The sequence below is a fragment of the Staphylococcus sp. Y174-1 genome, assembly GCF_049897865.1.
GTDB classification, from domain to species: domain Bacteria; phylum Bacillota; class Bacilli; order Staphylococcales; family Staphylococcaceae; genus Staphylococcus; species Staphylococcus saprophyticus.
Window position 1 is genome coordinate 563,137 of the sequence record NZ_JAFCXB010000002.1, and the last position, 22,807, is coordinate 585,943.

Annotated in this window: 23 protein-coding genes and 3 pseudogenes; 6 read left to right on the top strand and 20 right to left on the bottom strand. The window is 32.7% G+C overall.

The genetic code is table 11. The annotated features are described in order from the left end of the window. Positions 1-44 precede the first annotated feature (44 nt). The 9 genes and pseudogenes from ACP7BT_RS09510 to ACP7BT_RS09550 all read right to left on the bottom strand — a co-directional run. A pseudogene (locus ACP7BT_RS09510) lies at positions 45-961 on the bottom strand (lipoate--protein ligase); the annotation flags it as partial. Continuing rightward, a pseudogene (locus ACP7BT_RS09515) lies at positions 957-1,175 on the bottom strand (FAD-dependent oxidoreductase); the annotation flags it as partial. The pseudogenes ACP7BT_RS09515 and ACP7BT_RS09510, both read right to left, overlap by 5 nt. A 73-nt stretch (positions 1,176-1,248) precedes the next feature. Next, positions 1,249-1,797: pseudogene (locus ACP7BT_RS09520) on the bottom strand (PadR family transcriptional regulator). Positions 1,798-2,004: 207 nt separating this feature from the next. Further along, positions 2,005-3,648: an alpha-keto acid decarboxylase family protein gene (locus tag ACP7BT_RS09525; protein ID WP_037537488.1), complete on the bottom strand. Its 1,644-nt coding sequence runs from the start codon at positions 3,646-3,648 to the stop codon at positions 2,005-2,007. A 159-nt stretch (positions 3,649-3,807) separates the two neighbouring features. Next, positions 3,808-4,269 carry a MarR family winged helix-turn-helix transcriptional regulator gene (locus ACP7BT_RS09530; protein ID WP_002482118.1) on the bottom strand — a complete coding sequence of 154 codons (462 nt, stop codon included), beginning with the start codon at positions 4,267-4,269 and terminating at the stop codon, positions 3,808-3,810. Positions 4,270-4,525: 256 nt separating this feature from the next. Continuing rightward, on the bottom strand, positions 4,526-5,272 hold the full coding sequence (locus ACP7BT_RS09535; protein WP_002482117.1) for a glycerophosphodiester phosphodiesterase family protein: 747 nt from the start codon (positions 5,270-5,272) through the stop codon (positions 4,526-4,528). Positions 5,273-5,530: 258 nt separating this feature from the next. Continuing rightward, positions 5,531-5,881, bottom strand: a complete 351-nt coding sequence (locus tag ACP7BT_RS09540; protein ID WP_011302165.1) for a DUF4064 domain-containing protein — start codon at positions 5,879-5,881, stop codon at positions 5,531-5,533. A 26-nt stretch (positions 5,882-5,907) separates the two neighbouring features. Further along, positions 5,908-6,894 carry a DUF4352 domain-containing protein gene (locus tag ACP7BT_RS09545; protein WP_041079896.1) on the bottom strand — a complete coding sequence of 329 codons (987 nt, stop codon included), beginning with the start codon at positions 6,892-6,894 and terminating at the stop codon, positions 5,908-5,910. 452 nt (positions 6,895-7,346) lie between these two features. After that, the gene (locus ACP7BT_RS09550) at positions 7,347-8,234 is read right to left on the bottom strand and encodes a LysR family transcriptional regulator (protein ID WP_002482115.1); all 888 of its coding nucleotides are present in this window, start codon (positions 8,232-8,234) and stop codon (positions 7,347-7,349) included. A gap of 94 nt (positions 8,235-8,328) precedes the next feature. Here ACP7BT_RS09550 and ACP7BT_RS09555 point away from each other — a divergent pair, with 94 nt between their 5' ends. Continuing rightward, positions 8,329-9,537 carry an MFS transporter gene (locus tag ACP7BT_RS09555; RefSeq protein WP_074381770.1) on the top strand — a complete coding sequence of 403 codons (1,209 nt, stop codon included), beginning with the start codon at positions 8,329-8,331 and terminating at the stop codon, positions 9,535-9,537. 297 nt (positions 9,538-9,834) lie between these two features. Here the strand turns inward: ACP7BT_RS09555 and ACP7BT_RS09560 are convergent, their stop codons facing one another. Further along, complete coding sequence (locus tag ACP7BT_RS09560; RefSeq protein WP_002482113.1) at positions 9,835-10,809, bottom strand: tRNA dihydrouridine synthase; 975 nt, start codon at positions 10,807-10,809, stop codon at positions 9,835-9,837. 197 nt (positions 10,810-11,006) lie between these two features. Continuing rightward, positions 11,007-12,143 (bottom strand): YbfB/YjiJ family MFS transporter, encoded by a 1,137-nt coding sequence (locus tag ACP7BT_RS09565; RefSeq protein WP_052463676.1) that lies wholly within the window; start codon positions 12,141-12,143, stop codon positions 11,007-11,009. Positions 12,144-12,362: 219 nt separating this feature from the next. On the opposite strand from ACP7BT_RS09565, the gene ACP7BT_RS09570 reads away from it, so the two are divergent. Together ACP7BT_RS09570 and ACP7BT_RS09575 are read left to right on the top strand one after the other, a co-directional pair. Beyond that, positions 12,363-13,166 (top strand): DUF3100 domain-containing protein, encoded by an 804-nt coding sequence (locus ACP7BT_RS09570; RefSeq protein WP_037537482.1) that lies wholly within the window; start codon positions 12,363-12,365, stop codon positions 13,164-13,166. A 5-nt stretch (positions 13,167-13,171) separates the two neighbouring features. Next, positions 13,172-13,624, top strand: a complete 453-nt coding sequence (locus tag ACP7BT_RS09575; protein WP_037537480.1) for a hypothetical protein — start codon at positions 13,172-13,174, stop codon at positions 13,622-13,624. 220 nt (positions 13,625-13,844) lie between these two features. Here the strand turns inward: ACP7BT_RS09575 and ACP7BT_RS09580 are convergent, their stop codons facing one another. Then, complete coding sequence (locus ACP7BT_RS09580; protein WP_037537479.1) at positions 13,845-14,192, bottom strand: DoxX family protein; 348 nt, start codon at positions 14,190-14,192, stop codon at positions 13,845-13,847. Between the two features lie 20 nt (positions 14,193-14,212). Then, the gene (locus ACP7BT_RS09585; RefSeq protein ID WP_041079894.1) at positions 14,213-14,773 is read right to left on the bottom strand and encodes a TetR/AcrR family transcriptional regulator; all 561 of its coding nucleotides are present in this window, start codon (positions 14,771-14,773) and stop codon (positions 14,213-14,215) included. Positions 14,774-14,914: 141 nt separating this feature from the next. On the opposite strand from ACP7BT_RS09585, the gene ACP7BT_RS09590 reads away from it, so the two are divergent. Further along, on the top strand, positions 14,915-15,145 hold the full coding sequence (locus tag ACP7BT_RS09590) for a DsbA family protein (RefSeq protein WP_052463675.1): 231 nt from the start codon (positions 14,915-14,917) through the stop codon (positions 15,143-15,145). A gap of 4 nt (positions 15,146-15,149) precedes the next feature. Then, positions 15,150-15,860 (top strand): DsbA family oxidoreductase, encoded by a 711-nt coding sequence (locus tag ACP7BT_RS09595; RefSeq protein ID WP_052463674.1) that lies wholly within the window; start codon positions 15,150-15,152, stop codon positions 15,858-15,860. Positions 15,861-15,946: 86 nt separating this feature from the next. Here ACP7BT_RS09595 and ACP7BT_RS09600 read toward each other — a convergent pair whose 3' ends face one another. The 4 genes from ACP7BT_RS09600 to ACP7BT_RS09615 form a co-directional block, all read right to left on the bottom strand. Beyond that, positions 15,947-16,024: an IS3 family transposase gene (locus tag ACP7BT_RS09600; RefSeq protein ID WP_368863875.1), complete on the bottom strand. Its 78-nt coding sequence runs from the start codon at positions 16,022-16,024 to the stop codon at positions 15,947-15,949. Beyond that, positions 16,005-16,277, bottom strand: coding sequence for an Ig-like domain-containing protein (locus tag ACP7BT_RS09605; protein WP_180373870.1), 273 nt, complete (start codon positions 16,275-16,277; stop codon positions 16,005-16,007). Before ACP7BT_RS09605 ends, ACP7BT_RS09600 begins: the two co-directional genes overlap by 20 nt. Beyond that, on the bottom strand, positions 16,237-16,944 hold the full coding sequence (locus ACP7BT_RS09610) for an Ig-like domain-containing protein (RefSeq protein WP_129334970.1): 708 nt from the start codon (positions 16,942-16,944) through the stop codon (positions 16,237-16,239). The genes ACP7BT_RS09605 and ACP7BT_RS09610 overlap by 41 nt, the downstream gene beginning before the upstream one ends. An 89-nt stretch (positions 16,945-17,033) precedes the next feature. Further along, positions 17,034-18,833, bottom strand: a complete 1,800-nt coding sequence (locus ACP7BT_RS09615; protein WP_235304915.1) for a DUF4012 domain-containing protein — start codon at positions 18,831-18,833, stop codon at positions 17,034-17,036. 113 nt (positions 18,834-18,946) lie between these two features. On the opposite strand from ACP7BT_RS09615, the gene ACP7BT_RS09620 reads away from it, so the two are divergent. After that, complete coding sequence (locus ACP7BT_RS09620) at positions 18,947-19,189, top strand: hypothetical protein (RefSeq protein ID WP_052463673.1); 243 nt, start codon at positions 18,947-18,949, stop codon at positions 19,187-19,189. A 151-nt stretch (positions 19,190-19,340) separates the two neighbouring features. Here ACP7BT_RS09620 and mqo read toward each other — a convergent pair whose 3' ends face one another. From mqo to panB, 3 genes are all read right to left on the bottom strand, one after another. Then, positions 19,341-20,828, bottom strand: coding sequence for a malate dehydrogenase (quinone) (mqo, locus tag ACP7BT_RS09625; protein ID WP_002482103.1), 1,488 nt, complete (start codon positions 20,826-20,828; stop codon positions 19,341-19,343). A 249-nt stretch (positions 20,829-21,077) separates the two neighbouring features. Beyond that, on the bottom strand, positions 21,078-21,926 hold the full coding sequence (panC, locus tag ACP7BT_RS09630; RefSeq protein ID WP_002482102.1) for a pantoate--beta-alanine ligase: 849 nt from the start codon (positions 21,924-21,926) through the stop codon (positions 21,078-21,080). Continuing rightward, the gene (gene panB / locus ACP7BT_RS09635) at positions 21,923-22,735 is read right to left on the bottom strand and encodes a 3-methyl-2-oxobutanoate hydroxymethyltransferase (RefSeq protein WP_041079891.1); all 813 of its coding nucleotides are present in this window, start codon (positions 22,733-22,735) and stop codon (positions 21,923-21,925) included. Before panB ends, panC begins: the two co-directional genes overlap by 4 nt. Positions 22,736-22,807 lie beyond the last annotated feature (72 nt).

Here is a 22,807-nt window from a genome sequence, read left to right on the forward strand (position 1 = left end):
AAAGTCTGAAACATTAATATGTCCCAGACTATATATTCGTTGTATTAACTTAAAATCACATCTGCAATTTCTTCGGCAGTTGTTTTGCCAAAATAATATGTCAAATCTATCTCATTTAAAGCTGCAACAATGTCTTCTTTTACGACACGCACACCCATTAACTGAGAGCTTCTACATCCTTTATATCACCTTGACCGAAAAAGTCTCCATAAATACGACATGCAGCAATGCGTCCTTTTTCAATTGCAAGTGAAATGTCAATTGTTCCAGCAGTCAATCTTGCATCTCTATTATATTCATAACGTGGAGAACGTCCAAAATTCCATTCCCAATTATGATATTTATTGTCGAGCATTTCATCAATGACTTTCCAATCCACTTCCGTTAACTCATAACGTTTCGCTTCACTTAAATCATCAATGCATAAAAATTGCTTAACCATTAAATCTTTAAATTCATGAATCGTAACATCTTGGTATTCAGATGCTAAGTACGGTCTGATACTACCGACACGAGAACGCACGGATTTAATACCTTTAGATTCTATTTTTTTACGATTTGGTTTCAGTACGTTAACCATTGGTTCATAATCTACATCTAATAAAAGTGAATAACCACCGTAAATACGTCCTTTAATCAATGTCATTGCTGCACCAGATATTTTCTTACCATTAGCCGCTAAATCATTACGGCCACTTTGTACAACTTCCGTTGCTCCAAGTTGATGAAGGGCATCGATACCAGGTTCATAGAATTTTTTGAAATCACCATAAATCGTGCCATCGTTTTCCAATATACAGCACATATTCACTGCACCACGGTCTACATAAACTGCACCACCACCAGTATCACGGCGTACAACTTTAATATTGTGCGCTTCTACATAGTCTTGATTAATTTCTACTGCCGTATTTTGAAAACGACCGATTTCCACTTTAGGATCACAATAATACGGGAAAATGAACTGTACCATCTTTACCAATAACACGGGTATCTTCACCTTCATAACGTACCAGTGATTTAAACGCTTCATATATACCTGCTTCTTTAAGTGGGAGTTGTCCTGTATCTGCGTGAATATCCAATGAACCCCCACGATTTTTATTTATCTCCGGTGATTCCTTTTCAAAAATAGTAAAATTATAACCCTGTTGTTGTAATAGCAGCCCTAGCATTAATCCACCTGGACCGCCTCCAATAATTGCTATGTTTTTAATATTTTTTACAGTTATACTATACCTTCTTTAATTAATATAATTGCTTTAATTCGTTTTTAGTTTTTTCAATAAATGCATCAAACTTTTGTTTCTTCTCAGCGTCATTCAATGCTTCTTTATTTTTTTCCATAATTTCTCTGAATAAATCTTATAACTGCGTACGTGCTTCCTTCATTGCTTCAAAATCCATATTTTTAAAATGTTCTAATCGCTGTAACATTTCATTGTTCATATTTTCATTTAAAAATGCATTACCTTCTTCTGTAATTGTGTATATCTTTTTCTTGCCGTCCTGAGAAATAGAAACAAAATCTCTATCTTCCAACATTTGTAATATCGGATATACTGAGCCAGGGCTTGGTGAATAAAAACCTTTAAATTGTGCCTCTAAATCCTTAATGATTTGATAACCATGCTTTGATTCTTCTTTAAGCATCTTGAGTATGACAAATTGTAAGTTACCTTTTTTAAAAAATCTTTCTCTACCTTGAGGACCTCCAAATCTTTCTTGACCTCTACCAAAACCGAATTCAAATCCTTCACGATTTCTCTTTGTATTATGAAAATGTCTTCTAAACATATAAATCACCTTTCTTTATTTCGATATATCGAAATATGTCAACGATATATCGTTATTCTTTAAAATTTATTTATATCTAACGTAAAATAAAGAACGACACAAACCCAAATTTTACCTTCGGATTTGTGTCGCTCTTATCTTTATTAATTATACTGCTAATTATCTAATATATTTTAATGACTGTAATCTTGCATCATTGCAACGATCTTAACCATTTTGTTTTGCGAAAGCTTGGCCAATTGCATTTAATTTATGTGGCGCGTCATGAACACCCATCTTAACTTCAATGAAGTGCATTGTGTCTGGTTGCGCTTCTATTTGAATTAGTACTTTTTGAAATGCTTCACTCGTATTCACATCATGTACTTGAACTTCATCTTTTCCACCAAATACGGTAGGTAATAATTTATAATCCCACATCTTAATATCGTTATACATAGCATTTTCACCATGGATTTTACGTTCTACTGTGTAACCATCATTATTAATCACAAAAATAATAGGTTTAATCTTCTCTCTAATCATTGTTGATATTTCCTGAACCGTAAGCTGTAGTGATCCATCTCCAATCAACAATAAGTTTCTACGACTTGTATCTGCCATTTGTGTGCCTAAAGTAGCTGGTAATGTGTAACCAATAGAACCCCAAAGTGGTTGTCCAATAAATTTATTGTTATGTTTCAATGCTAAATCATACGCACCAAAGAATGATGTACCTTGTTCAGCTAATATAACATCTTCTTCTCTAATAAAATCTTGCATCATTTTGAAATACGTTTCTTGTGTTAACGGCTCATCAGTCAAATCGTAATCATGTGCTTTCGGTTGTTTAAATTTTGGAAATTCCCCATTATTCACATAGTTAATGGTATTCAAGCCGTCCAATAAATCTACCAATGATACTTCTGTATCTTTCGTTTCATTCATTTTAAAATGATGATGATTAATCATAACTACATCGTCAATATCAAATTGATATGAATAGCCAGCTGTAGCAGAGTCAGTTAATTTTGCACCTATATTTAAGATAGCATCACTTTGATCTACGTAATTTCTAATATCTTCTTCGGCTAACGATGCATCATAAATCCCCATGTAGTAAGGAGATGTTTCATTAAATGCGCCTTTACCTAATGAAAGTTGTACAACCGGAATTTGAGATTGCTTTACAAACTGTTCAAGCTTCTCATGTAATTTAAAACTATTAATTTCATGTCCGGTAATAATAACTGGTTTGTCTGCACTTTGTAATTTATCTTTAACCATTGTCATGTACTTCGTTACATCAGTCTGTGGTCGTTGTTCAATTTCAAATGGTGTTGCTACATCAATTTCACTATTTGCCACATCAATGGGTAAATGAATATGCACAGGTCTTTTTTCATAAAGTGCTGCATTGATTACTCTTGGAATTTCACTTTGTGCATTTTCTGGTGTAATATACGCTTGCGCTGTAGTAATGGATGCATACATATTTCTATAGTCATCAAAATTCCCTTCTCCTAGAGAGTGATGTACATATTTCCCAGCGTTTTCAACTGCTCTTGTAGGTGCACCAGTTATTTGAATCACAGGCACACGCTCAGCGTATGAACCAGCTATACCATTAACGGCACTTAATTCTCCAACACCAAATGTCGTAACCATTGCGGCTATACCTTTCATGCGAGCATAACCATCTGCTGCATAACTCGCATTCAACTCATTCGTATTACCAATCCATTCCATGTCGTCTCGGCTAATAATGTCATCTAAAAATGTTAAATTAAAGTCTCCTGGAACACCAAACACTTTATCTACACCAACATCACTGATACAGTCCATTAAATATTGTCCAACTCTTTTTTTCATTTTCATTTCTCCTTTCAAACCATCTCAATTACACTACAAATTTAACTCATTTATTATAAAAGGTCAACAATGTTGACTTATATATTGATAGCGACTTTTTGTTTTAAAAAAGAAAACGATACAGCTCGTTACGCTATATCGTTAGTTAAACACTCATATTTATTTGTTAAAATCATCTTTTAGATATTTCACTTCCTGAAAACCAGTACGGTATGAAGCCAATTCTTCCATAATTGCATACCAATCATTACCTACTTTTTTCTGTATATCTTGAAACATATCATTTTGTTTTTTATTTAACTCTCTAACTAATTTCGTACCTTTATCAGTAGGATATAACGCTTTGACACGCTTATCCGTAGCTGTTTGCTTTTCAATGATGTAAGCTTCATCTTTTAATTTTTTTAATGTGGCATGACTACCTTGTTTAGATATTTCTAAACTTTTCAATAAATCTTTAATTGTAATACCAGGTACTTTCTCAATAAAAAATAAAAAACGATGATGTTGTCTATTCAGCCCATATTTTTCGATAATTTCATCTGCAGTGTTAATAAATGTTTTATAGGCAAAATAAAACAACAAATTCTCATAATCATTGTTATTACTATTACTTTCCATTACACACAATCCTCTGTTTCTTATTTTAATACAATTTTACTAGCTGAAATCCATATGAGCATTATCCATACATATATTACTCACTATTTTCTTTATTATAACAGTTCTCATGCCACGGATTATCTAATTTTCATATATTAACTGTCGAGATGTCTAATTAATAATAAATGATTACTTATTTTTCTAAAATGCTTACACACTTAAAAGTGATTTCTTATTGCTAAATCATCATCAGTACCCATTCATTTTTCAATCATTATGGTCTCTCTAAATGAATCATATCGTCAGCATGATCCGTAAAAATACCATCTACGCCCCAATTAGCTAATTGGTTCGCACGTAGTGATTTGTTAACTGTCCACACATTTAATGTATAACCTGCATTTTTTATCATTTTCACACGCGCTTGAGAAAGTTTGGCATCTTCAATATTCACAATATTTGATCCACAAAAATCTAATAAAGTTCTCCAATCTCCTTGGAACGCTGCAGATTTAAAAATTAATGCTCTTGGATATTCTGGCAATAACGCTTCGGCTAATTTAACTAAATAGACATTAAAACTTGAAATCAATACTTCTATATTCGAATCTAGTTCTTTTAATTGTTCAGCGACTTGTGTAACCATACTTTTAGATAAGGCCGTACCATTCGAACCACTTACGCCTTTTAATTCAATATTTAGATTTATTTGCGTTTCATTCGCCATCTTGATGACATCTTTAAAAGTCGGCAATCTTTCAGCTTCAAATGCTTTGCCAAACCAACTGCCAGTCGAAGCATTTTTTATGTCCATATAATCTAATTGAGTTACTTCACCTGTCATATCCGTTGTTCGATCAAGAAAATCATCGTGTATGATAACTAGCTGTTCATCTTTCGTAATTGCAACATCTAATTCAATCCATTTTAAACCAGGTATGTCAGCAGCCTTTTTATATGAAGCCAGTGTATTTTCTGGCGCTTTACTCGGTAAACCTCTGTGACCATAGATTGTAAACATCGAACCATCCTCTTCCGTTATCGTTTTCCATAATTATGATATGAACATAGCCATATTTCAAATAATCTATGTAAGATTCATGAAACTATTATTTATAATATGCCTTATTTAAAAATTAAAAACACCCTCAAATATGTACTAAATTCCTAAAATTAGGTTTTCATACCAATTTTCAGGTGCACATCATTGAGCGTGTTTTACTTTTATCATTACTAAAAACTATTTAAAGTATTGTCACTATTTTCGTTAAATACTAACTTATTTTCTAATTAAAGCTAAGATACCAGCAACTAAAATTAAAATTCCTGACAATATGCCAAAAAAGCTAATAAACACGATATTTAAAATGCCACCAACTAATAGCAACACTCCTATAAGTACTCTTTTTTTATTTATTATACAACTAAGCACTAGAGTTATAATACATGTTAAAATAACTGCTATGCCTAATCCTGTAATACTACCACTTTCAGTAGCTCCAAATTCTGCACCAATACCATCAAGCATAATAGCAAATAATCCACCTAAAATACCAAATATACTTCCTAAAATTCCTAAAATCATTTCTGCTACCCTGTTTGTTTGTCTAACCGTTTGATTTTGATTCATATTTATTTACCTCTTTCATTTTTAGTTTATGCTGCGTCATCTTCTGATGTATCTTCATCCGTTGTATCTTCTTCTTCGATTTTCTTCATTTCTTCTTCGTATTCTTTATCTATAGCTTCCATTTCCTCTTCATACTCTTTTTCATCTTGTTCCATTTCTTCTTCTAAAGCTTTGTCTTCTTGCTCCATTTCTTCTTCTAAAGCTTTATCTTCTTCATCCATTTTCTTATCATATAATGCGTCAACACGTGCTTCTAATTGATCATATTCGATTTCTAACACATCATCGTCTACATGATTCATTTTTTCACCATCAGTTAATGCGTTATATTCATCCACTAGTGCGTTATACATTTCTGCTGAATATCCTGTTTCTTCACTTTCAGTATCTTCTGAGTCTTCATCTGTTATTTTTGGTTCTTCGCTGTCTTCTGATTCAACATTAGTGTCTGTTTCCGCTTCATCATTCGACTCATTACTATTAGCTACAGATGCTTCCTTGATATCTGTTTTTTTAATTTCCCATTTAGCTTTTACATTATTGAATTTTGGCGTAGCATCCATCTCTAAAGTATAATTATCACTATCCGGCACATCATAAGTTATGTATCCAGAACCAGTGTTCCCTTTATTTAATTGATGAGAAAAGCCTGCATTCGTATCGTCATTACCAAACCATTCTTGATAATTTTCATTATTTACCTTCATGCTAAAGTCAGATGAATCCATAAGCACCTGATCTTCATTATTATTTTTAAATTTCAAATACACTTTAATAACTTTTCCGTTTTCTGGTGCACTATATTCGTCATAATCATTAACATATTCAATTTTAGTTAATTTCACTTGCACACCATCTGCATCAACAGCCTGTCCAATTTTAAACTTTTTCATTTTGCTAGTTGCTTTTGATTTATCTGAATCTTTATCCGCGCTTTTTGCTTCATCATTTTCAGTACCACAACCAGCTAATACAAACATAACCATTATTACAAAAAATAATAATCTTTTCATATTATCCCAATCCCCCAATTTTATTATTATTATTTATTTAATGTGTTTTACTCCATTTTAAAATTAATTATACACATACTCTATAATCTTATAAAATTTTTAATTAAAATCAATAGTTTTTAAAAGAAAAATTTTACCTTTTAAAATATTTTTGAATTGCGTATATAAAATGACTTAAAATAACAAAATAACCGTACAAAATTTATTTGTACGGTTATTTTGTGTAATTATTTTTGGAATTTTTAATACTAAACGAAAAAGTATGTATCTCATTCCTTTTCATCTTGATTGTGAAGCCACACCAACAAATACGCCTCACTATTCGTAATAATGAGGGAAGCGATGTATAAATGAATGCTTATTTTTATCACGCGTATTATAACACCACAGCAAGTAAGAAAGAAAAATGGAAGTTAACTCAAATATAGTTAATTATTTAAATGATTATGCCTCTATTTTTGTATCTTTGAAAAATATTCAATCAAACTTTCTTTAGTTTTATTTATTATTGGAACCTTGTTACTTTTATTTTTATAACACAATCCTATCGTTCTTTTCGCATCATGATTTTTTATTGGAATTTGTTTCAAATTAGGTAAGCGCACATCCCTCAAATGTGGCAATATAGATACGCCCAGTCCAGAACTGATAAATGTCGCTATTGTAATGACTTCGTCACCTTCAAAACTAATTTCCGGTGTAAATTGATATGCTTTTAATATTTCATCTACTTGTTGTCGTAATAATAAATTAGGCTTTAATAATATGAATTTTTCATTCACCAATGCTTCAATAGCAATTTCACTACAATGGCTTAACCTATGCTGTTCATGTAATGTCACATATAATTTTTCTACAATGAGCGGTTCAAAATGCGTATTTTGACTTGTTTCAGAAATAGTAGTAATAATCATATCCACTTCCCCGTCATCTAACATTGTAATTAAGCGTTTCGCATCATGTTGTATCAATTTCAATTGGATATTTGGATATGCTAAATTAAATGACTTTAAAAATTCTGATATATAGGTCACGCCCACTGAATGTAAAAAACCTATGACTAATTTCCCATTATATACATTAGTAGCATCAAGCACATTACTTTTATAGATATCCATTTCATTGATGATATTATTCGTCGTTTTTAAAAATGCGATACCGTACTTATTCAGTTTAATCGTTCTTCCAACCCTGTTAAAAAGTGGGATGCCTAGTTCCGCTTCTAAGTTCTTTATCGCCCTACTCAACGTTGATTGACTTACGTTTAACATTTTTGCACACTCTGACATATTTTCAGTTTGTGCTAATTGCTTAAAGTATTCAAAGTGATGCCACTCCATCTCAACAACCCCTTATGCATATTGTGCATTCATTAAATGAAAATAATGCATTTTTTATATTATTAATTACATGCTAACATAAATACATCAGATCATAAGCGGGGTTTTAACATTGGACGATTTAAAAAACAACTATGTCAAAAAAGGATCACAGGCTTATATAAAAATCATTGTTGCCCTGTTCATTTCAGGATTCACTATATTTTCAATTCTTTATAGTGTGCAGCCACTTATTCCACATTTTACAAATGCTTTTAATGTAAGCGAAACCGTTGCTAGTTTAGCGCTGTCTGCAGCAACAATCACCTTAGCGATTGCAATGCTGTTCTTCGGTGCACTATCAGAAGTTTTAGGTCGCAAACCGATTATGATATTTTCTGTTATATCTGTGTCACTTTTAGCATTGGTGCAACCTTTTATTTTAGATTTTAATACTTTTCTAATCGTGCGCTTGATACAAGGTATCTGTTTAGCAGGGCTCCCTTCCATAGCAATGGCTTATATTGGCGAAGAAATTTCTTCACATAATTTACCTGAAGCTATGGGAATTTATATTAGCGGTAATGCTTTTGGTGGTGCTTTTGGGAGGATATTCACTGGTTTTATTTCTAGTATTTATGGTTATCAAACAGGTCTAATTTCAATAGGTATCATTAGTGTGATTGCTGCAATTCTTTTTACATTTCTATTACCTGCATCTAACCATTTCGAAAAACAACGCTTTTCTGTCAAAGCATTATTAGTGAGTTACAGTAAACATTTGAAGAATATTAGATTATTAAAACCATTTATGATAGGTTTTTTGCTTTTAGGTTGTAACATTGCAGCCTTTAACTATATCGGTTTTGTATTAGCGGATGAACCCTATCATTTACATGATAGTGTGATTAGCTTTGTTTATTTATTATTTTTAATCGGTATGATTTCATCTATACTTAATGCAAAATTAAGAGCACAACTTGGGACTTTAAATGCTTTGAAATTTAGTATATTGCTGCTCATTTTCGGTATTTGGATCACACTTCTACCGCCATTACCCTTTAAAATACTAGGTTTAGCATTTAGTGTTTATGCGTTTTTCAGTGGTCATGCAATTGCAAGTGCAGTTGTTACAAGTCGTGCCGAAGATCATAAAGCACAGGCATCTAGTTTATATTTACTTTTCTATTACATGGGGTCATCTGTCGGTGGTACTTTAGCAGGGATTTTTTATGGCGCTATTCAATGGCCTGGTGTTGTATTGATGATTACAGCATTTATGATCATTGCCTTTATCATCGCGCTTACTATAAAACAAAAATAAGAGAATAGAACAGAAATCAAATTTTCTAATAGAGATTTGTTAGTTACATCCCTGCAATGTTGGCTGGGATAAAGGGTTACCCTAATCTAAAGGTCATATATAAGAACGACGCGTTTCTCTAAAAATAGAAAATAGTCTCTTTAAATAAGTGAGACTTTATATTTTCAATTCTGTCACCTACTACCTAATTTCAAACAGAGTCCGAGACAACTATCTATACCTCAGACCCTCATTACTATAATAAAAAGCTAACTCAGAATCCTTATGATTTCAGAGCTAGCTTTTATTTTTGATATTTTATTTGACTTGTTCCGTTTGTGCTTCAAATTCATCAAGTAATTTCCGAGCATCATCTGTCGTATTCGTACTCATCAATTGATGTCTTAATTCACTTGCACCTCGGATGCCTCGCACATATATTTTAAAGAACCTACGTAATGGCTTAAACTGACGTGGTTCATTTTCAGTATATTGATCGAACAAATCAAGATGTAATCTCAATAGTCCAAGTAACTCTTCACTCGTATGTTCTCTCGGCTCTTTTTCAAAGGCATATGGATTATGAAAAATCCCACGGCCAATCATTACGCCATCAATGCCATATTTTTCTGCAAGTTCAAGTCCTGTCTTTCTATCTGGAATATCTCCGTTAATTGTTAACAACGTGTCTGGTGCAATTTCATCACGAAGCTTTTTAATTTCACCAATCAATTCCCAGTGCGCATCTACCTTACTCATTTCTCTACGTGTACGTAGATGAATCGACAAATTTGCAATATCCTGTTCAAATACATGTCTCAACCAGTCTCGCCATTCATCAATTTCAGAATAACCAAGACGCGTTTTCACACTTACTGGTATACCGCCCGCTTTAGCTGCTTGAATAATTTCTGCAGCTATTTCAGGACGTTGAATTAAACCCGAACCTTTTCCTTTTGTCGCAACATTTGGCACAGGGCAACCCATATTCAAATCGATACCTTTAAATCCCATCTCTGCCATACCGATACTCATTTCTCTAAAATGATCTGGTTTATCTCCCCAAATGTGAGCAACAATAGGCTGTTCATCTTCGGTAAATGTTAAACGCCCACGCACGCTATGGACACCTTCAGGATGGCAATAACTTTCTGTATTCGTAAACTCAGTAAAAAATACATCTGGTCTGCCCGCTTCACTAACCACATGACGGAAGACCACATCAGTAACGTCTTCCATCGGCGCTAATACAAAAAATGGACGCGGTAATTCACGCCAAAAATTTTCTTTCATATATAATTAAACCTTCTTATCTATTATTATCTCGAATTTTTATTCATGACGATATTACCACAAAATGTCAACTTACACAAAAAGATGATAACCAATAAAAAAGACTACACACATATATCTTCAGAAGCCTTTTATAGATATAAATCATTCTTGCTTTGATATTATGATATGCTATACAAAAACACTTTGCACAAAAGTTAATCTGTTACTCTATAGCTATAAAAACTACTTAATAAGCCGATACACAGTATAACTGCTGCAAATATTAATGCTGCATTATAATTACCTGACTCGCCAATTAATACACCTGAAAAAGCAGGTGCAATCATTTGTCCTAAACTATATATGACAGTTAATGAAGCGACTAAATTAATTTTACTAGCACTTTCAAACATCAGCGTTTGTGCTTTAGACATGAATAATGTCGTCAAGCCAAGGAATGTTGCTCCAAAAAATAGCGAACTAATCACCAAACTCATCATACTTCCTGAAAATACTGGCAATACCACAGCAATAATTTGTAGGATAAACGCCAAATATATTGCTTTCGCATGCCCTAGCTTGTTAGCCATCATCGACCACAAAATCGTTGACGGAATTGCACCCAAACCTACAAACATCCAACTTAAAGCTGCATAATCGGCTAATTCGGGTATAGATTTAACGATGGCTACTAAGAAAGTACCCGTTATAATATATCCTGCACCTTCACAAAAATATGCTATTGAAAATCCCCAAATAAATTTTTTCTTCAACTTAACCGCTACATTATTTGTGTTATTTGATGAATTGGAATCTTCATTTTCAGTGATTGGATTTTCACGCATTCCAAATAATACAAAACTTCCCATAATTAATGAAAAAAGACTAAGTACAATCCAAGTCATCTTCCACGTGTCAGCACTAGTATAGATGAAAATAAATATACTACTTGTAAAAATTCCTAAACCTACACCACTGTACAACAAACCTGAAATACCATCTTTCTTAGCTACTCTTAACGCCTCAAGGGCTACATTTGATGCTAAGACAAAAACAGTACCACTTGTTATCCCAGAAATGAGGCGTAATATGGTCCAAACTGTAAAATCGTCCAACAACCCCATAATTAAGGTTGAAATGATATTTATAAATAAATAAATTTTCAAATCTGTAACTTTGTTCACTATAACTAACCACATAGGTATGATAGCACCTATTAAATAACCTAAATAGTTGATTGTTGCCAATAAACCAGCACTTTGATTATCCATATGACCTGTTTGTTGCATAAATGGCATTATAGGTGTATATGCAAAACGTCCAATCGCCATCACTATAAATAAACAAACCATCCCTAATATGAGTTGTCGGTATGCGTGTTGCACTTTCACCACCACTTTCTAACTATAATGATTCCATTATACGCCTAAGCTTTCACTTTACATATATTAAATTCCAAAAATATATGAATCACTTCTACCCCCTTTTAATTTTCGAATAGTAAGTATACAATAGATGCTATTAATATTTAGAATTTTCTTTATATTCAGATTATTGTAGGGGTGATTGATTTGGAACAACAAAACAACTTATGGAAAGATTGGAGATTACATAGCATCGTTTTGGTCATAGTCATTATTTCCGAAGTCATCGGTGCACATAAAATACCTTTGGGCATGACATCAATCCTCTTATTACCCGTAGTGTATGCTGTACTATTAGGTTTAGCTGTTTATTTCACGCCATTGATTAAGCACAAACAAGCTAAAAATTCTGAACCTATGGTGTTCATTTCTGTAGCTTTACTTATAGCAAAATTTGGTGTAGAAGCCGGACCTGCTTTACCCAAAATTATTGCTGCTGGTCCAGCTTTGATACTTCAAGAAATTGGTAATTTAGGAACCATTGTATTTTCTTTACCTTTGGCGATTTTACTTGGACTTCGTCGTGAATCTATCGGTATGACCCACTCTATAGGGAGAGAACCTAATTTAGCATTAATCACTGAAAAATTCGGCATTGCCTCTCCTGAATGGCGAGGCGTTATGTCCATGTACATATTTGGTACTATTTTCGGCGCTATCTTTTTCAGTATATTTTCTGGCATCATCATTTCAATTCTACCTTTAAGTCCCATTGCTTATGCTATGGCAACAGGTGTGGGAAGTGGTGTAATGACTGCCGCCGCACTTGGTCCTCTGGTAGAAATGTATCCAGATCAGACAAGCACAATCACAGCTTTTTCTGGTGTAAGTAATTTACTCACGTCCGTGACTGGTTTATATGTCGGCATGTTGATTGCACTACCTTTAACTAGAAAATATTATAGTTTAATCATGAACATCAAAAATAAATTTACTAAGGAACAGGAGTGATTAGAATGTCATCAAAAGTGATGAATTGGATACTTACTTTATGTGTTGTCGGTATTATTTCTTTATTAAGTAACTGGATAGGCTATAGCATTATGCCATTAAACGCTTTACCAGGCATTCTTTCACTCATAGCCATCGCATTACTAGGATTAATACTCCGTGACATCGTGCCTTTTAATATCCCTAGTATTGCCTACATAGGCATTATTGGCTTGTTATTAACTATTCCAGGTGTACCAGGTGCAGCACATATAGTTGAATGGACTGAAAAAGTAGACTTATTATCACTCGCAACACCTGTCGTTGCTTATGCAGGTGTTTCAATTGGTAACTCTTGGGCAGATTTCGCAAAGTTAGGGTGGAAAACAGTTGTTGTGGGTATTGTCATTTTAATAAGTACATATATTGGTTCTGCCTTAGTTGCGGAAATCGTATTAAGAATACAAGGGATTGTATAAAATTTTCGTAGATATAGTTTGGCAATGATGAATAGATAGTTCAAAATAGCCTGAGACATAAATAGATGTCTCAGGCTATTTTCCAATTAGATTGATATGAATACTTAAATAACTAACACTAATACCATAAAATTGATATTTTAATTTTCCTATAAATCATCAACTGACTATTCAAAAAAGTTGCCTAAGACAATGCCTTATGTCCCAGGTGCCAAAGTTTTTAAACTATCAATAGATAAATCAATATAATCAAATTCAAAACAAATAATACGATGGCTGGCAGTGCTTTTTTAATAGAGTCTTTCCCAAGGAATACAAGTGAACCTGCACCTGCCAACATAGTTGAAGCTAATAAAATACTCGCAAATATAGCCAATGGTATATAAAAAATACCAACAAGCATTGCTATACCACCTATAAGTTCAAACAGCCCTGTAATTTTATTAAAAATTGGTGGATAACCTAATTTTGCAAATTCCTGTTTCATAGCACCAGATAATATTTTCAAGCCTGTCATTATAAAAAAGATACCTAAAATAATTTCCAATATGATAATAATAATCCCCATAACAAACACCTCATTTCATTTTATTTACGAGATACCAATCCAGAAATAATATAAGGTGTGACACTTTGAATATATGTCTCAGCTGGAACATCACTAAATCCATGACACCACTTTTCAGAAGCTCTATAAATACTTGCGCTTAACATACTCGCTGAAAGCTGACGAATACTATCATCTTCAAAAGGAACATCTGCTAATAATTTATACAACATTCTCTCGGTATGCTCTTGAATGATACTACCTATTGTTTCAGGATAACTCCTATGATATCTTCTATTTAATGATAATTGAAATTCTGCAATAGCTTTAAAAATACTGGCAATTGTTTCTTCATTCAACTTATTATCTTTAAAATCTTCATAATTTAAGTTAATCAAAAGTTCTTCAGCTAAAACTTTGTCCAATAGATCATAAATATCACTAAAGTGATAATAAAATGTTGCTCTATTAATTAATGCTTCTTGCGCAATGTCTTTTACCGTTATATTTTTAAAATCTTTTTCATCTGAAAGCTTTATGAATGCTTGCATAATAGATTTTCTAGTTTTAATAACTCGTAAGTCTGATTTTGATTCTACCATTCGGCTCCCTCATTTTCCTCCAACATTCGTGTCCGTATATTGAATATCCAACATAATACACATTTTGTTGGTACTTATGATATACATTTATCACTATTATAAAGCTATATACTTTTTAATTAAACTTTGGAGGTTAGGAACATGAAACAAAATATGGTATGCGATATCTATTCTGGCATTTGTACATCTAGTGATGACAACACAATAGAAACTATTGATTTTAATTTCGATACACCTAAGCTAACTTTATACTATGTAACAGATCCAATGTGCTCACATTGTTGGGCATTTGAACCTATATTAAATAAATTATTAGTACAGTACAGTACGGTCATTTATTTAATTTTCAAATGGTCATGGGTGGATTACTAGAAGCATGGGGAGACGGACCATAGACCCCGCTAACGGTATTTATAAACCTGCAGATGTTACACCACATTGGCAAGAAGTCGGTCAATACTCACGTATGCCGATTGATGGTACAATTATGGAAACAGATCCCATTCAATCTTCATTTCCAGCATCTCGTATATACAAAGCCATTCAGCAGTTAGATTCTCCTTCAAAAGCAATAGAATATATCCGTCTTGTTAGGGAATCTGTATTTGTTTTCAATAAAAACATTTCAAATCAAACCGTATTAAAAGATATTGTTCATACTTTATATAAGGATAATCATGATATGGATATAAAACATATTTTCGATTTAGCTAATAGTCAGAAAGGCCACAGACTACTAACAGAAGACTTCAATTTAGTGCGTCAATTAGGTGTTCGCGGATTCCCGATGATTGTTATTATAAATAATGACAACAAAGGAACCAAAATTGTTGGTTCTAGAGCATTAAATGTTTATATCGAAACATTAAAAACACTTGATACTACAACAAAAATGATGACAAAACCACTACCAAACCTAGAATTGTATTTAAAAGAACAACATAGATTATTTTCCAAAGAAATAGAAACAATGTACGATATTAAGGAAGATGAAGTTCCCCAATTTGTCAAAGAGCATATAGATCCTTCACGCTTTAGTGCCAAATCTATACTCGGAGAAAACTATTTCGAAAGTACTTCTACATAAAACATAAAAAAAGAGCTTGGGACATAAATTGAATTGCACCCCGTCAAGTAGACAAATAAATAATTAAATTATCGGTTAATCTCGGTTTATACGAGATTAGCCATTTTTAATGTAATTCTTTCATTATTAAAGAATGTTATATACTCATTGATAACTTGAAACACTTGTTCTATTAGATATATTACCTGCTTTATCTGTAATATTGATAATAAGAATTTCATTACCTAATAACTTAATTTCACTTGGTATGCCTATAGAAAAATCACCTTGTTCATCTGCTTTTCCAGTAATAATTTGTTTATTAGGGAATTGAATTGTCACGCTTGCATGAGGCTCTGTTTTACCTATAATTTGAATATCGTTATTTGTGACATTATCAACTTTTGGTGCTTCTGGCACCGTTTTCATCAGCGACATCTTTCGTTGTTTTTGGTGATTCGTTGCCGGCTTTATCTGTCGCTTTGGCGCTAACTTCTCCTCCATTGTTTAGCGCTCCTGTTGGAATATCTACAACGTAGCGACCTTGATTATCGGTAGTCGTTGTCACTTTTTGGCCGTCCGGGAACGTAATTTCAACTGTTGAATTTGGTTCAGATTCTCCTGTAATTTGGGTATCATTACTTGTGAAATCTTTCATTGTTGGCGCTAATGGCGACGTCACATCTTCAACTATGACAGAATTCGAAACATTACTATTAATGCCATTTTTTTCTGCTATTGCTGTTAAAATAGTTCCTGCTTTTAATGGTTTTTTTAAATTAATAATACTTGTAGTTTGTCCATTATTTAATATCGTCTGACCAACAATAACATTATTTTCATCTTTAATAATGATTGTTGAGCCCTCAACACCATTAATTTCAATTTCCTTACTTTGATCATTCACAGGATTTATGCTAGGTTTAAGTATTTCTTTTATATCTATAACTTTGAAAGTGTTAACTTCATCATTAGTATAATTTGGAGATTCGATAGCTATTGTATAAGTCCCTGGTTTTAATTTCGGAACTTGCATACTGAATGTACCATCCTCATTTAAAGTATCTATACTTATTAATGAGCCGTTTTCATCTAGTATTTTCACTTTTTGTTGAGGCGCTAAAAAATCTAAATTTACTTTACCAATTACTGTAGTATCTTCTGTAGTTATATCATCGGCTATAGGTTTTCCTACTAATGGAGAAGCCCATAACGTAATACTTTGTCACCATCATTTTTACGGTCACCATCCGTATCTTGATTAAAGGGATCCGTGTGTGATTTATGAAATTCAAAGTTATCTGTCAAACCGTCTATATCTAAATCTTGAATATAATAAGTAGATGATCCGAATGTATTTTTAATCATCCCACCATTCTTATCTGTCAGATACCCATAGAATGCAAAGTCTTCTTTTACTTTTGTAGTATTGCTAATTAAATTACCATTTTCGTCATATTCAGCATTTCTTGTTAATGTATTATTTGGACTTTGATTATATTTGATAACCAATCTAATGCCCACTGTTTCCGGTAATGCATTATGAAACACAATTAAATCATTTAAATTACTACTTGTAATTGACCCTCTACCATCTTTATCTATTGCCAAATCAGCGACTTTATTTTTAGGGTAATAGGTTTTATCGAAACCACTCACTCCATAAAAGTCATAACTATGTAATTCAATTGAACCAATATATGGAACAAGTTTCGAATCAATTTGGTAGTGATATCTCCATTGTTTATTTAATCCTGAATCTATTAGAGGGCCACCACAATTAAAAGTTCCATTTTTTAATATTTGTTGGTCTACCGTAATACCACCAAATTCACCAATATCGGAATCAAATTGGATAGCACCACTACTTCCTTTAAATGCACTATTCGCGGCATCAGAGTTTGATGAGACAATACTATTAATTAAAGTTTCAGATGGCGTTAGGAAATAGCCGCTAGTTTCAGAAGTTTTAATCTTTTTGTTTTCTTGTGAATCTTTTACATATATTAAGTAATTTAACTTATCACTATGGTCTTCCATTTTTTCTAATATGTTCCGTACGGTATCGTCCAATTCTATTTTTCCGTTTTCAGCTGTGTACTGACTCAATATTTCCGCTCCACCAAAAAGGCCACCACTAGCTCTAATAAAGTTAACTTGCCAAATATTTGTTGCCTTACCCTCTTTATTTGCCAGTCTTACTAATTCCACTGATGAACTACGACCGGATGGGTTTACAGTTATTTTCTTAACATGGTTTGCAATAATGGGATCTAATTGTAAATTAATCTTATAAACATCTCCTGAATTTGCTCCTGTTAAATAACTATGTATTTGGAAAGGTATTGTTTTACTGTCTAACACTTCCTTCGTAGTTAATGGTTCTGGCTGAAAAATTAACGTTTGAAATGTATAGTTGTCAGAATAATCCAATGCTTCTAATGAACTATCTTCTGTCATTTCTCTTACACTTTTTGTTACTACAGGGTGATACAAATCATGTTTAGCAAGTAGCTTTCTTAATTTTATAATATCTTTATCAGTTAATTTTTTATAAGCTCTTGATGTTCCAATTATATTTTTATTAGGAGTTTCACTTTTATTTACTGTTTTTATATTTTCAAAATCAGTCGTTGCTCGTTTCACAGTTACTTTGGTTTTAATGTGATTATTGGTTTGAGATTGGTTATTTAGATTCTCTTTCGTTCTTGTTTGAATGGCACCTTCCTGAACCGCATCATTCCCCATTTTTTTATCGTTTATAGTTCCATTAAAATGACCAACATCTTCCGTTTTTATCTCTGTAAACTTTCGATTATTATTTTCATTTGGCTTAAGTTTTTCATCTTGTTGTTTATCTTGTTTTTCATCCTTTAAAACTGCTTCATCGAATTTTTTGTCTTCTACATTATTTCTAATAATATTATTTTCACTAATTTGTATTTTTGATATTTCACTATTTTTTTCAACGTGATTATTATCTTTATTTACCACAGAGATATCGTTATCATTATTATCCTTATTTTCATTAATAAGGTATTATTGAAATTGTAAAAAATCAAAACTTATTAGGTAAACGTTATTTACTATCTGGATATACCTATTCTATGGAAGCATTAGCGCAAATTTTATCAGAAGTTGCAAATTCAAATATATCCTATGACCCAGTGACACTTGAAAAATTTGGAAAAATGTATGATGAACCTAAAGGATTCGGTCCTTTACTTGCCTCCATGTATAAAGCCGGAGAAATGAGATTACTAGATCAAAGTAGCAACGATTTTGAAAAACTTACTGGAGGAAAACCAGATACATTTGAAACTTATTTGCATAAGCATTATAAAAATTAAATTCAGCTACAATCTCCCCCTACATACTTTAATACTATGTAGGGAGATTTTTCTATATTGACTATTAGACCATGTGTTCATTTATAAATCTTTACTTCAGACCACAAAAAATCCCCTTGATGCCACAGCGCACCAAGGGGTATATTTTTGACTATTTATGATTTAATTCTAATTCAGCATTACTCGCTTGACGTATTTGTTTCAATAAAGCATAGTCCTCAATTAATGATTGACCATAAGATGGAATGATTTCTTTTAGTTTAGGCTCCCATTGTTTAAGTTGTTCAGGGAAGTTTTTCTCAATAACTTCTAAAGCAACTGACACTGATGTAGACGCACCAGGAGATTCACCTAATAAAGCAATCACAGAGTGATCTTTTGAATTAACTACTTCTGTACCAAATTGGATAAAGCCTCTGCCGTGTTCCTTAGTATCTTTTATAACCTGAACACGTTTACCTGCTTGCATAATATCCCAATCCTCATCTTTAGCATCTGGAACAAAGCGACGTAATTCTTTCATACGGTCTTCTTTTTTAGCTAACACTTCTTGGATTGAATATTTAATTAATGGGAAGTTCTTCGCTGCAGCTGATAACATCGTTATAACATTACTTGGATTGATAGATTTGAATAAATCTAAGTTTGAACCATTTTTCAGGAATTTTGGTCCAATTGCTGCGAATGGTCCAAATAGTAATGAATTTTCATCTTGAATATAACGTCTATCTAAGTGAGGTACAGTCATTGGTGGTGTACCTTCAGGTTCTTTACCATAAGCTTTAACTTCGTGCTTAGCTACAACTTCAGGATTATTACATACTAAGAATTCTCCCGTGATTGGGAAACCGCCTAAATGTTTACTTTCTGGTATACCTGTTTTTTGTAATAATGGAATCGCTGCACCGCCAGCTCCAATAAATAAGTAGTCTGTAATATGATGTTCTACTTTTTTCGTTTTAAGGTCTTTAATTTTAACTTCCCATTTACCATCTTTACGACGACTAAAATCTTGTACTTCATGACGATAGAAAAGTTCTGCATTGTCATGTTCACTTAAATTTTTAGCCATTTTTCTAGTCAATTCACCGAAGTTAACATCCGTACCTTCATCAATTTTACTAGCCGCTACGGTTTCATTTGGATCGCGACCTTCCATCATTAGTGGCATCCACTCTTTTAATTTTTCATGATCTTCTGTATATTCGATACCTTTAAACATTGATAAAGGAGATAATGCTTCAAAACGTCTTTTTAAAAAGTTTACGTTTTTATCACCTTGAACAAAGCTAATATGAGGTAATGGTCTAATAAAGGCTTGCGGATTTTGAATTTGTTTACTTTTCACTAAATGAGACCAAAATTGTTTTGAAATCTCGAATTGTTCATTAATTTCTTTCGCTTTTTCAACATCAATTGAACCATCTTTTTGCTCTACCGTGTAATTTAATTCACATAGTGCAGCATGTCCAGTACCTGCATTATGGCGTTCATTAGAACTTTCAATTGCAGGTTTGTCGAGTCTTTCAAAAAGTTTAATATTCCAATCTGGTGCAAGTTCTTTTAATAATGTCCCAAATGTCGTACTTAAAACACCAGCACCAATTAAAATAACGTCTTTAGAATTCTTTTCACTCACCTTTTTTCCACCTTTCGTATTTACTTTTCAATAAGTCATTTATAATAATTAATAGCGATGTATATTCATATAGTAACTATTTTACGTATAATTTATCTATACCCTATACTACGTATGATTATCATAAAAGTATTTTCCTTGATAAGGATCTTCCATATTAATGATAAAACAACCATCCATAAATGTAAAATCTATATTGCAATACTATAAATCATACCATTTATATTTATTCAAGATTAAATAGCGTTATTATCCTTCTATAATAATATTATCAATTAAGCGCGCTTTACTAAATTTGACAGCGAGTGAAATAAAAATGCTGTCTTTGATTTGTGTTTGCTCGACAAGTTCTGGATAACTATATATTGCAACTGTTTCTATCGTTCCACTTGTGTGTTCTGTTAAGTAGTCCCGTGTCGCTTTGATAATTTTTTCGCTATTATGCTCTCCATTTTTATAAAGCGATTGTGCTAGACATAAACTTTTATACAGGTGCACCGCTTCTATACGTTCATTTTTAGTAAGATAGATATTACGCGAGCTTTTCGCTAATCCATCATCCTCTCTAACAATATCTACACCTTTGATTTCAATTGGATGATTGAAGTCCTCTACCATTTTTTCTACTATTGCCAACTGCTGTGCATCTTTTTTCCCAAAATATGCTTTATGCGGACGTACAATATTAAATAATTTATTAACAACCGTTACCACACCATCAAAATGTCCTGGACGTTCAGCACCTTCCAAAACGGATGCAAGTCGGCCTGCTTTTAATTCAATTGTCGGTAATTCTGGATACATTTCTTTAACTGTTGGATGAAAGATATAATCCACGCCTACAGATTCAGCTTTTGCAGTATCACCTACAATATCACGTGGGTAAGAATCTAAATCTTCGTTCGGACCAAACTGTAATGGATTGACAAATATACTAATAATCGTCACATCATTTTCTTTCGCTGATAATGACATCATTTTTAAATGTCCGTCATGCAATGCACCCATGGTAGGAATAAACCCAACTGAACGACGCTGATTATGAAGGTTTGCTATAATACTTCTCATTTCTTCTATTGTTGTAATTAACTGTGTCATTCTGTAACCTCATTCATAATTTGCTTTTTATAGGTATGGGCCTCACCAGGAAATTGTTCCGCTTTCACCTCATTGTTATATTGCTTTAATGCATCAATGCCCACTGAGAAATCACCAAATTGTTTAACAAATTTCGCTCTATGTTCTACAGCATAATTTAATAAATCATGATAAACCAATACTTGTCCGTCTGTTTCTTTTCCTGCTCCAATACCGATAACAGGAATATCTAGTTTATCTGATATTTCTGCTGCTAAATCGCTTGGGACTGCTTCAAGAACTAACATCACAGCGCCCGCTTGTTGCACAGCATAGGCATCTTCAATAAGTTGTCGTGCAGCTTCTTTATTACCAGCTTGCATTTTATATCCCATAATACCAACACTTTGTGGTGTTAATCCCAAATGAGACACAACTGGAATACCCATATTGCTACAATTTTTTATATATTGAGTTAAATGTGCACCTTCTGCTTTGATTCCATTGGCATCTGTTTCTTTATATAGTTTTACCGCTATTTCTAAATCATATTGATCATTGACACCTACTGCCCCGAAAGGTACATCCACGATCACATATGTATTAGGTGCACCTCTTCTAACTGCTTTTGTATGATGGATCATATCTGCTACTGTAACCTGAACTGTACTATCATAACCTAGTACCGTCATTCCTAATGAATCACCAACTAAAATGATGTCTATATCAGCCGCTTCGACTTGCTTCGCACTTGGATAATCATATGCTGTCACCATTGAAATTTTTTCTTTATTCACTTTTAAATCTTGTAACTGATTTAAAGTTTTCATTTAAAATCAACTCCACATTTTGATATATTTACATTGTTATCCATATATTAACCAATCTTTTTAGAAAAGGAA

Excerpts from the sequence above, each read along its gene's own strand:
- ACP7BT_RS09540 (WP_011302165.1), bottom strand. The coding sequence starts at position 5,881 with ATGAATCAAAATCAAACGGTTAGACAAACAAACAGGGTAGCAGAAATG.
- ACP7BT_RS09590 (WP_052463675.1), top strand. The coding sequence starts at position 14,915 with ATGAAACAAAATATGGTATGCGATATCTATTCTGGCATTTGTACATCT.
- ACP7BT_RS09575 (WP_037537480.1), top strand. The coding sequence starts at position 13,172 with ATGTCATCAAAAGTGATGAATTGGATACTTACTTTATGTGTTGTCGGT.
- ACP7BT_RS09535 (WP_002482117.1), bottom strand. The coding sequence starts at position 5,272 with ATGTTTACAATCTATGGTCACAGAGGTTTACCGAGTAAAGCGCCAGAA.
- panB (WP_041079891.1), bottom strand. The coding sequence starts at position 22,735 with ATGAAAACTTTAAATCAGTTACAAGATTTAAAAGTGAATAAAGAAAAA.
- ACP7BT_RS09545 (WP_041079896.1), bottom strand. The coding sequence starts at position 6,894 with ATGAAAAGATTATTATTTTTTGTAATAATGGTTATGTTTGTATTAGCT.
- ACP7BT_RS09595 (WP_052463674.1), top strand. The coding sequence starts at position 15,150 with ATGGGGAGACGGACCATAGACCCCGCTAACGGTATTTATAAACCTGCA.
- ACP7BT_RS09550 (WP_002482115.1), bottom strand. The coding sequence starts at position 8,234 with ATGGAGTGGCATCACTTTGAATACTTTAAGCAATTAGCACAAACTGAA.
- ACP7BT_RS09525 (WP_037537488.1), bottom strand. The coding sequence starts at position 3,648 with ATGAAAAAAAGAGTTGGACAATATTTAATGGACTGTATCAGTGATGTT.
- ACP7BT_RS09585 (WP_041079894.1), bottom strand. The coding sequence starts at position 14,773 with ATGGTAGAATCAAAATCAGACTTACGAGTTATTAAAACTAGAAAATCT.
- ACP7BT_RS09580 (WP_037537479.1), bottom strand. The coding sequence starts at position 14,192 with ATGGGGATTATTATTATCATATTGGAAATTATTTTAGGTATCTTTTTT.
- panC (WP_002482102.1), bottom strand. The coding sequence starts at position 21,926 with ATGACACAGTTAATTACAACAATAGAAGAAATGAGAAGTATTATAGCA.
- ACP7BT_RS09565 (WP_052463676.1), bottom strand. The coding sequence starts at position 12,143 with ATGGTTTGTTTATTTATAGTGATGGCGATTGGACGTTTTGCATATACA.
- ACP7BT_RS09530 (WP_002482118.1), bottom strand. The coding sequence starts at position 4,269 with ATGGAAAGTAATAGTAATAACAATGATTATGAGAATTTGTTGTTTTAT.
- ACP7BT_RS09605 (WP_180373870.1), bottom strand. The coding sequence starts at position 16,277 with ATGTCGCTGATGAAAACGGTGCCAGAAGCACCAAAAGTTGATAATGTC.
- ACP7BT_RS09560 (WP_002482113.1), bottom strand. The coding sequence starts at position 10,809 with ATGAAAGAAAATTTTTGGCGTGAATTACCGCGTCCATTTTTTGTATTA.
- ACP7BT_RS09620 (WP_052463673.1), top strand. The coding sequence starts at position 18,947 with ATGGAAGCATTAGCGCAAATTTTATCAGAAGTTGCAAATTCAAATATA.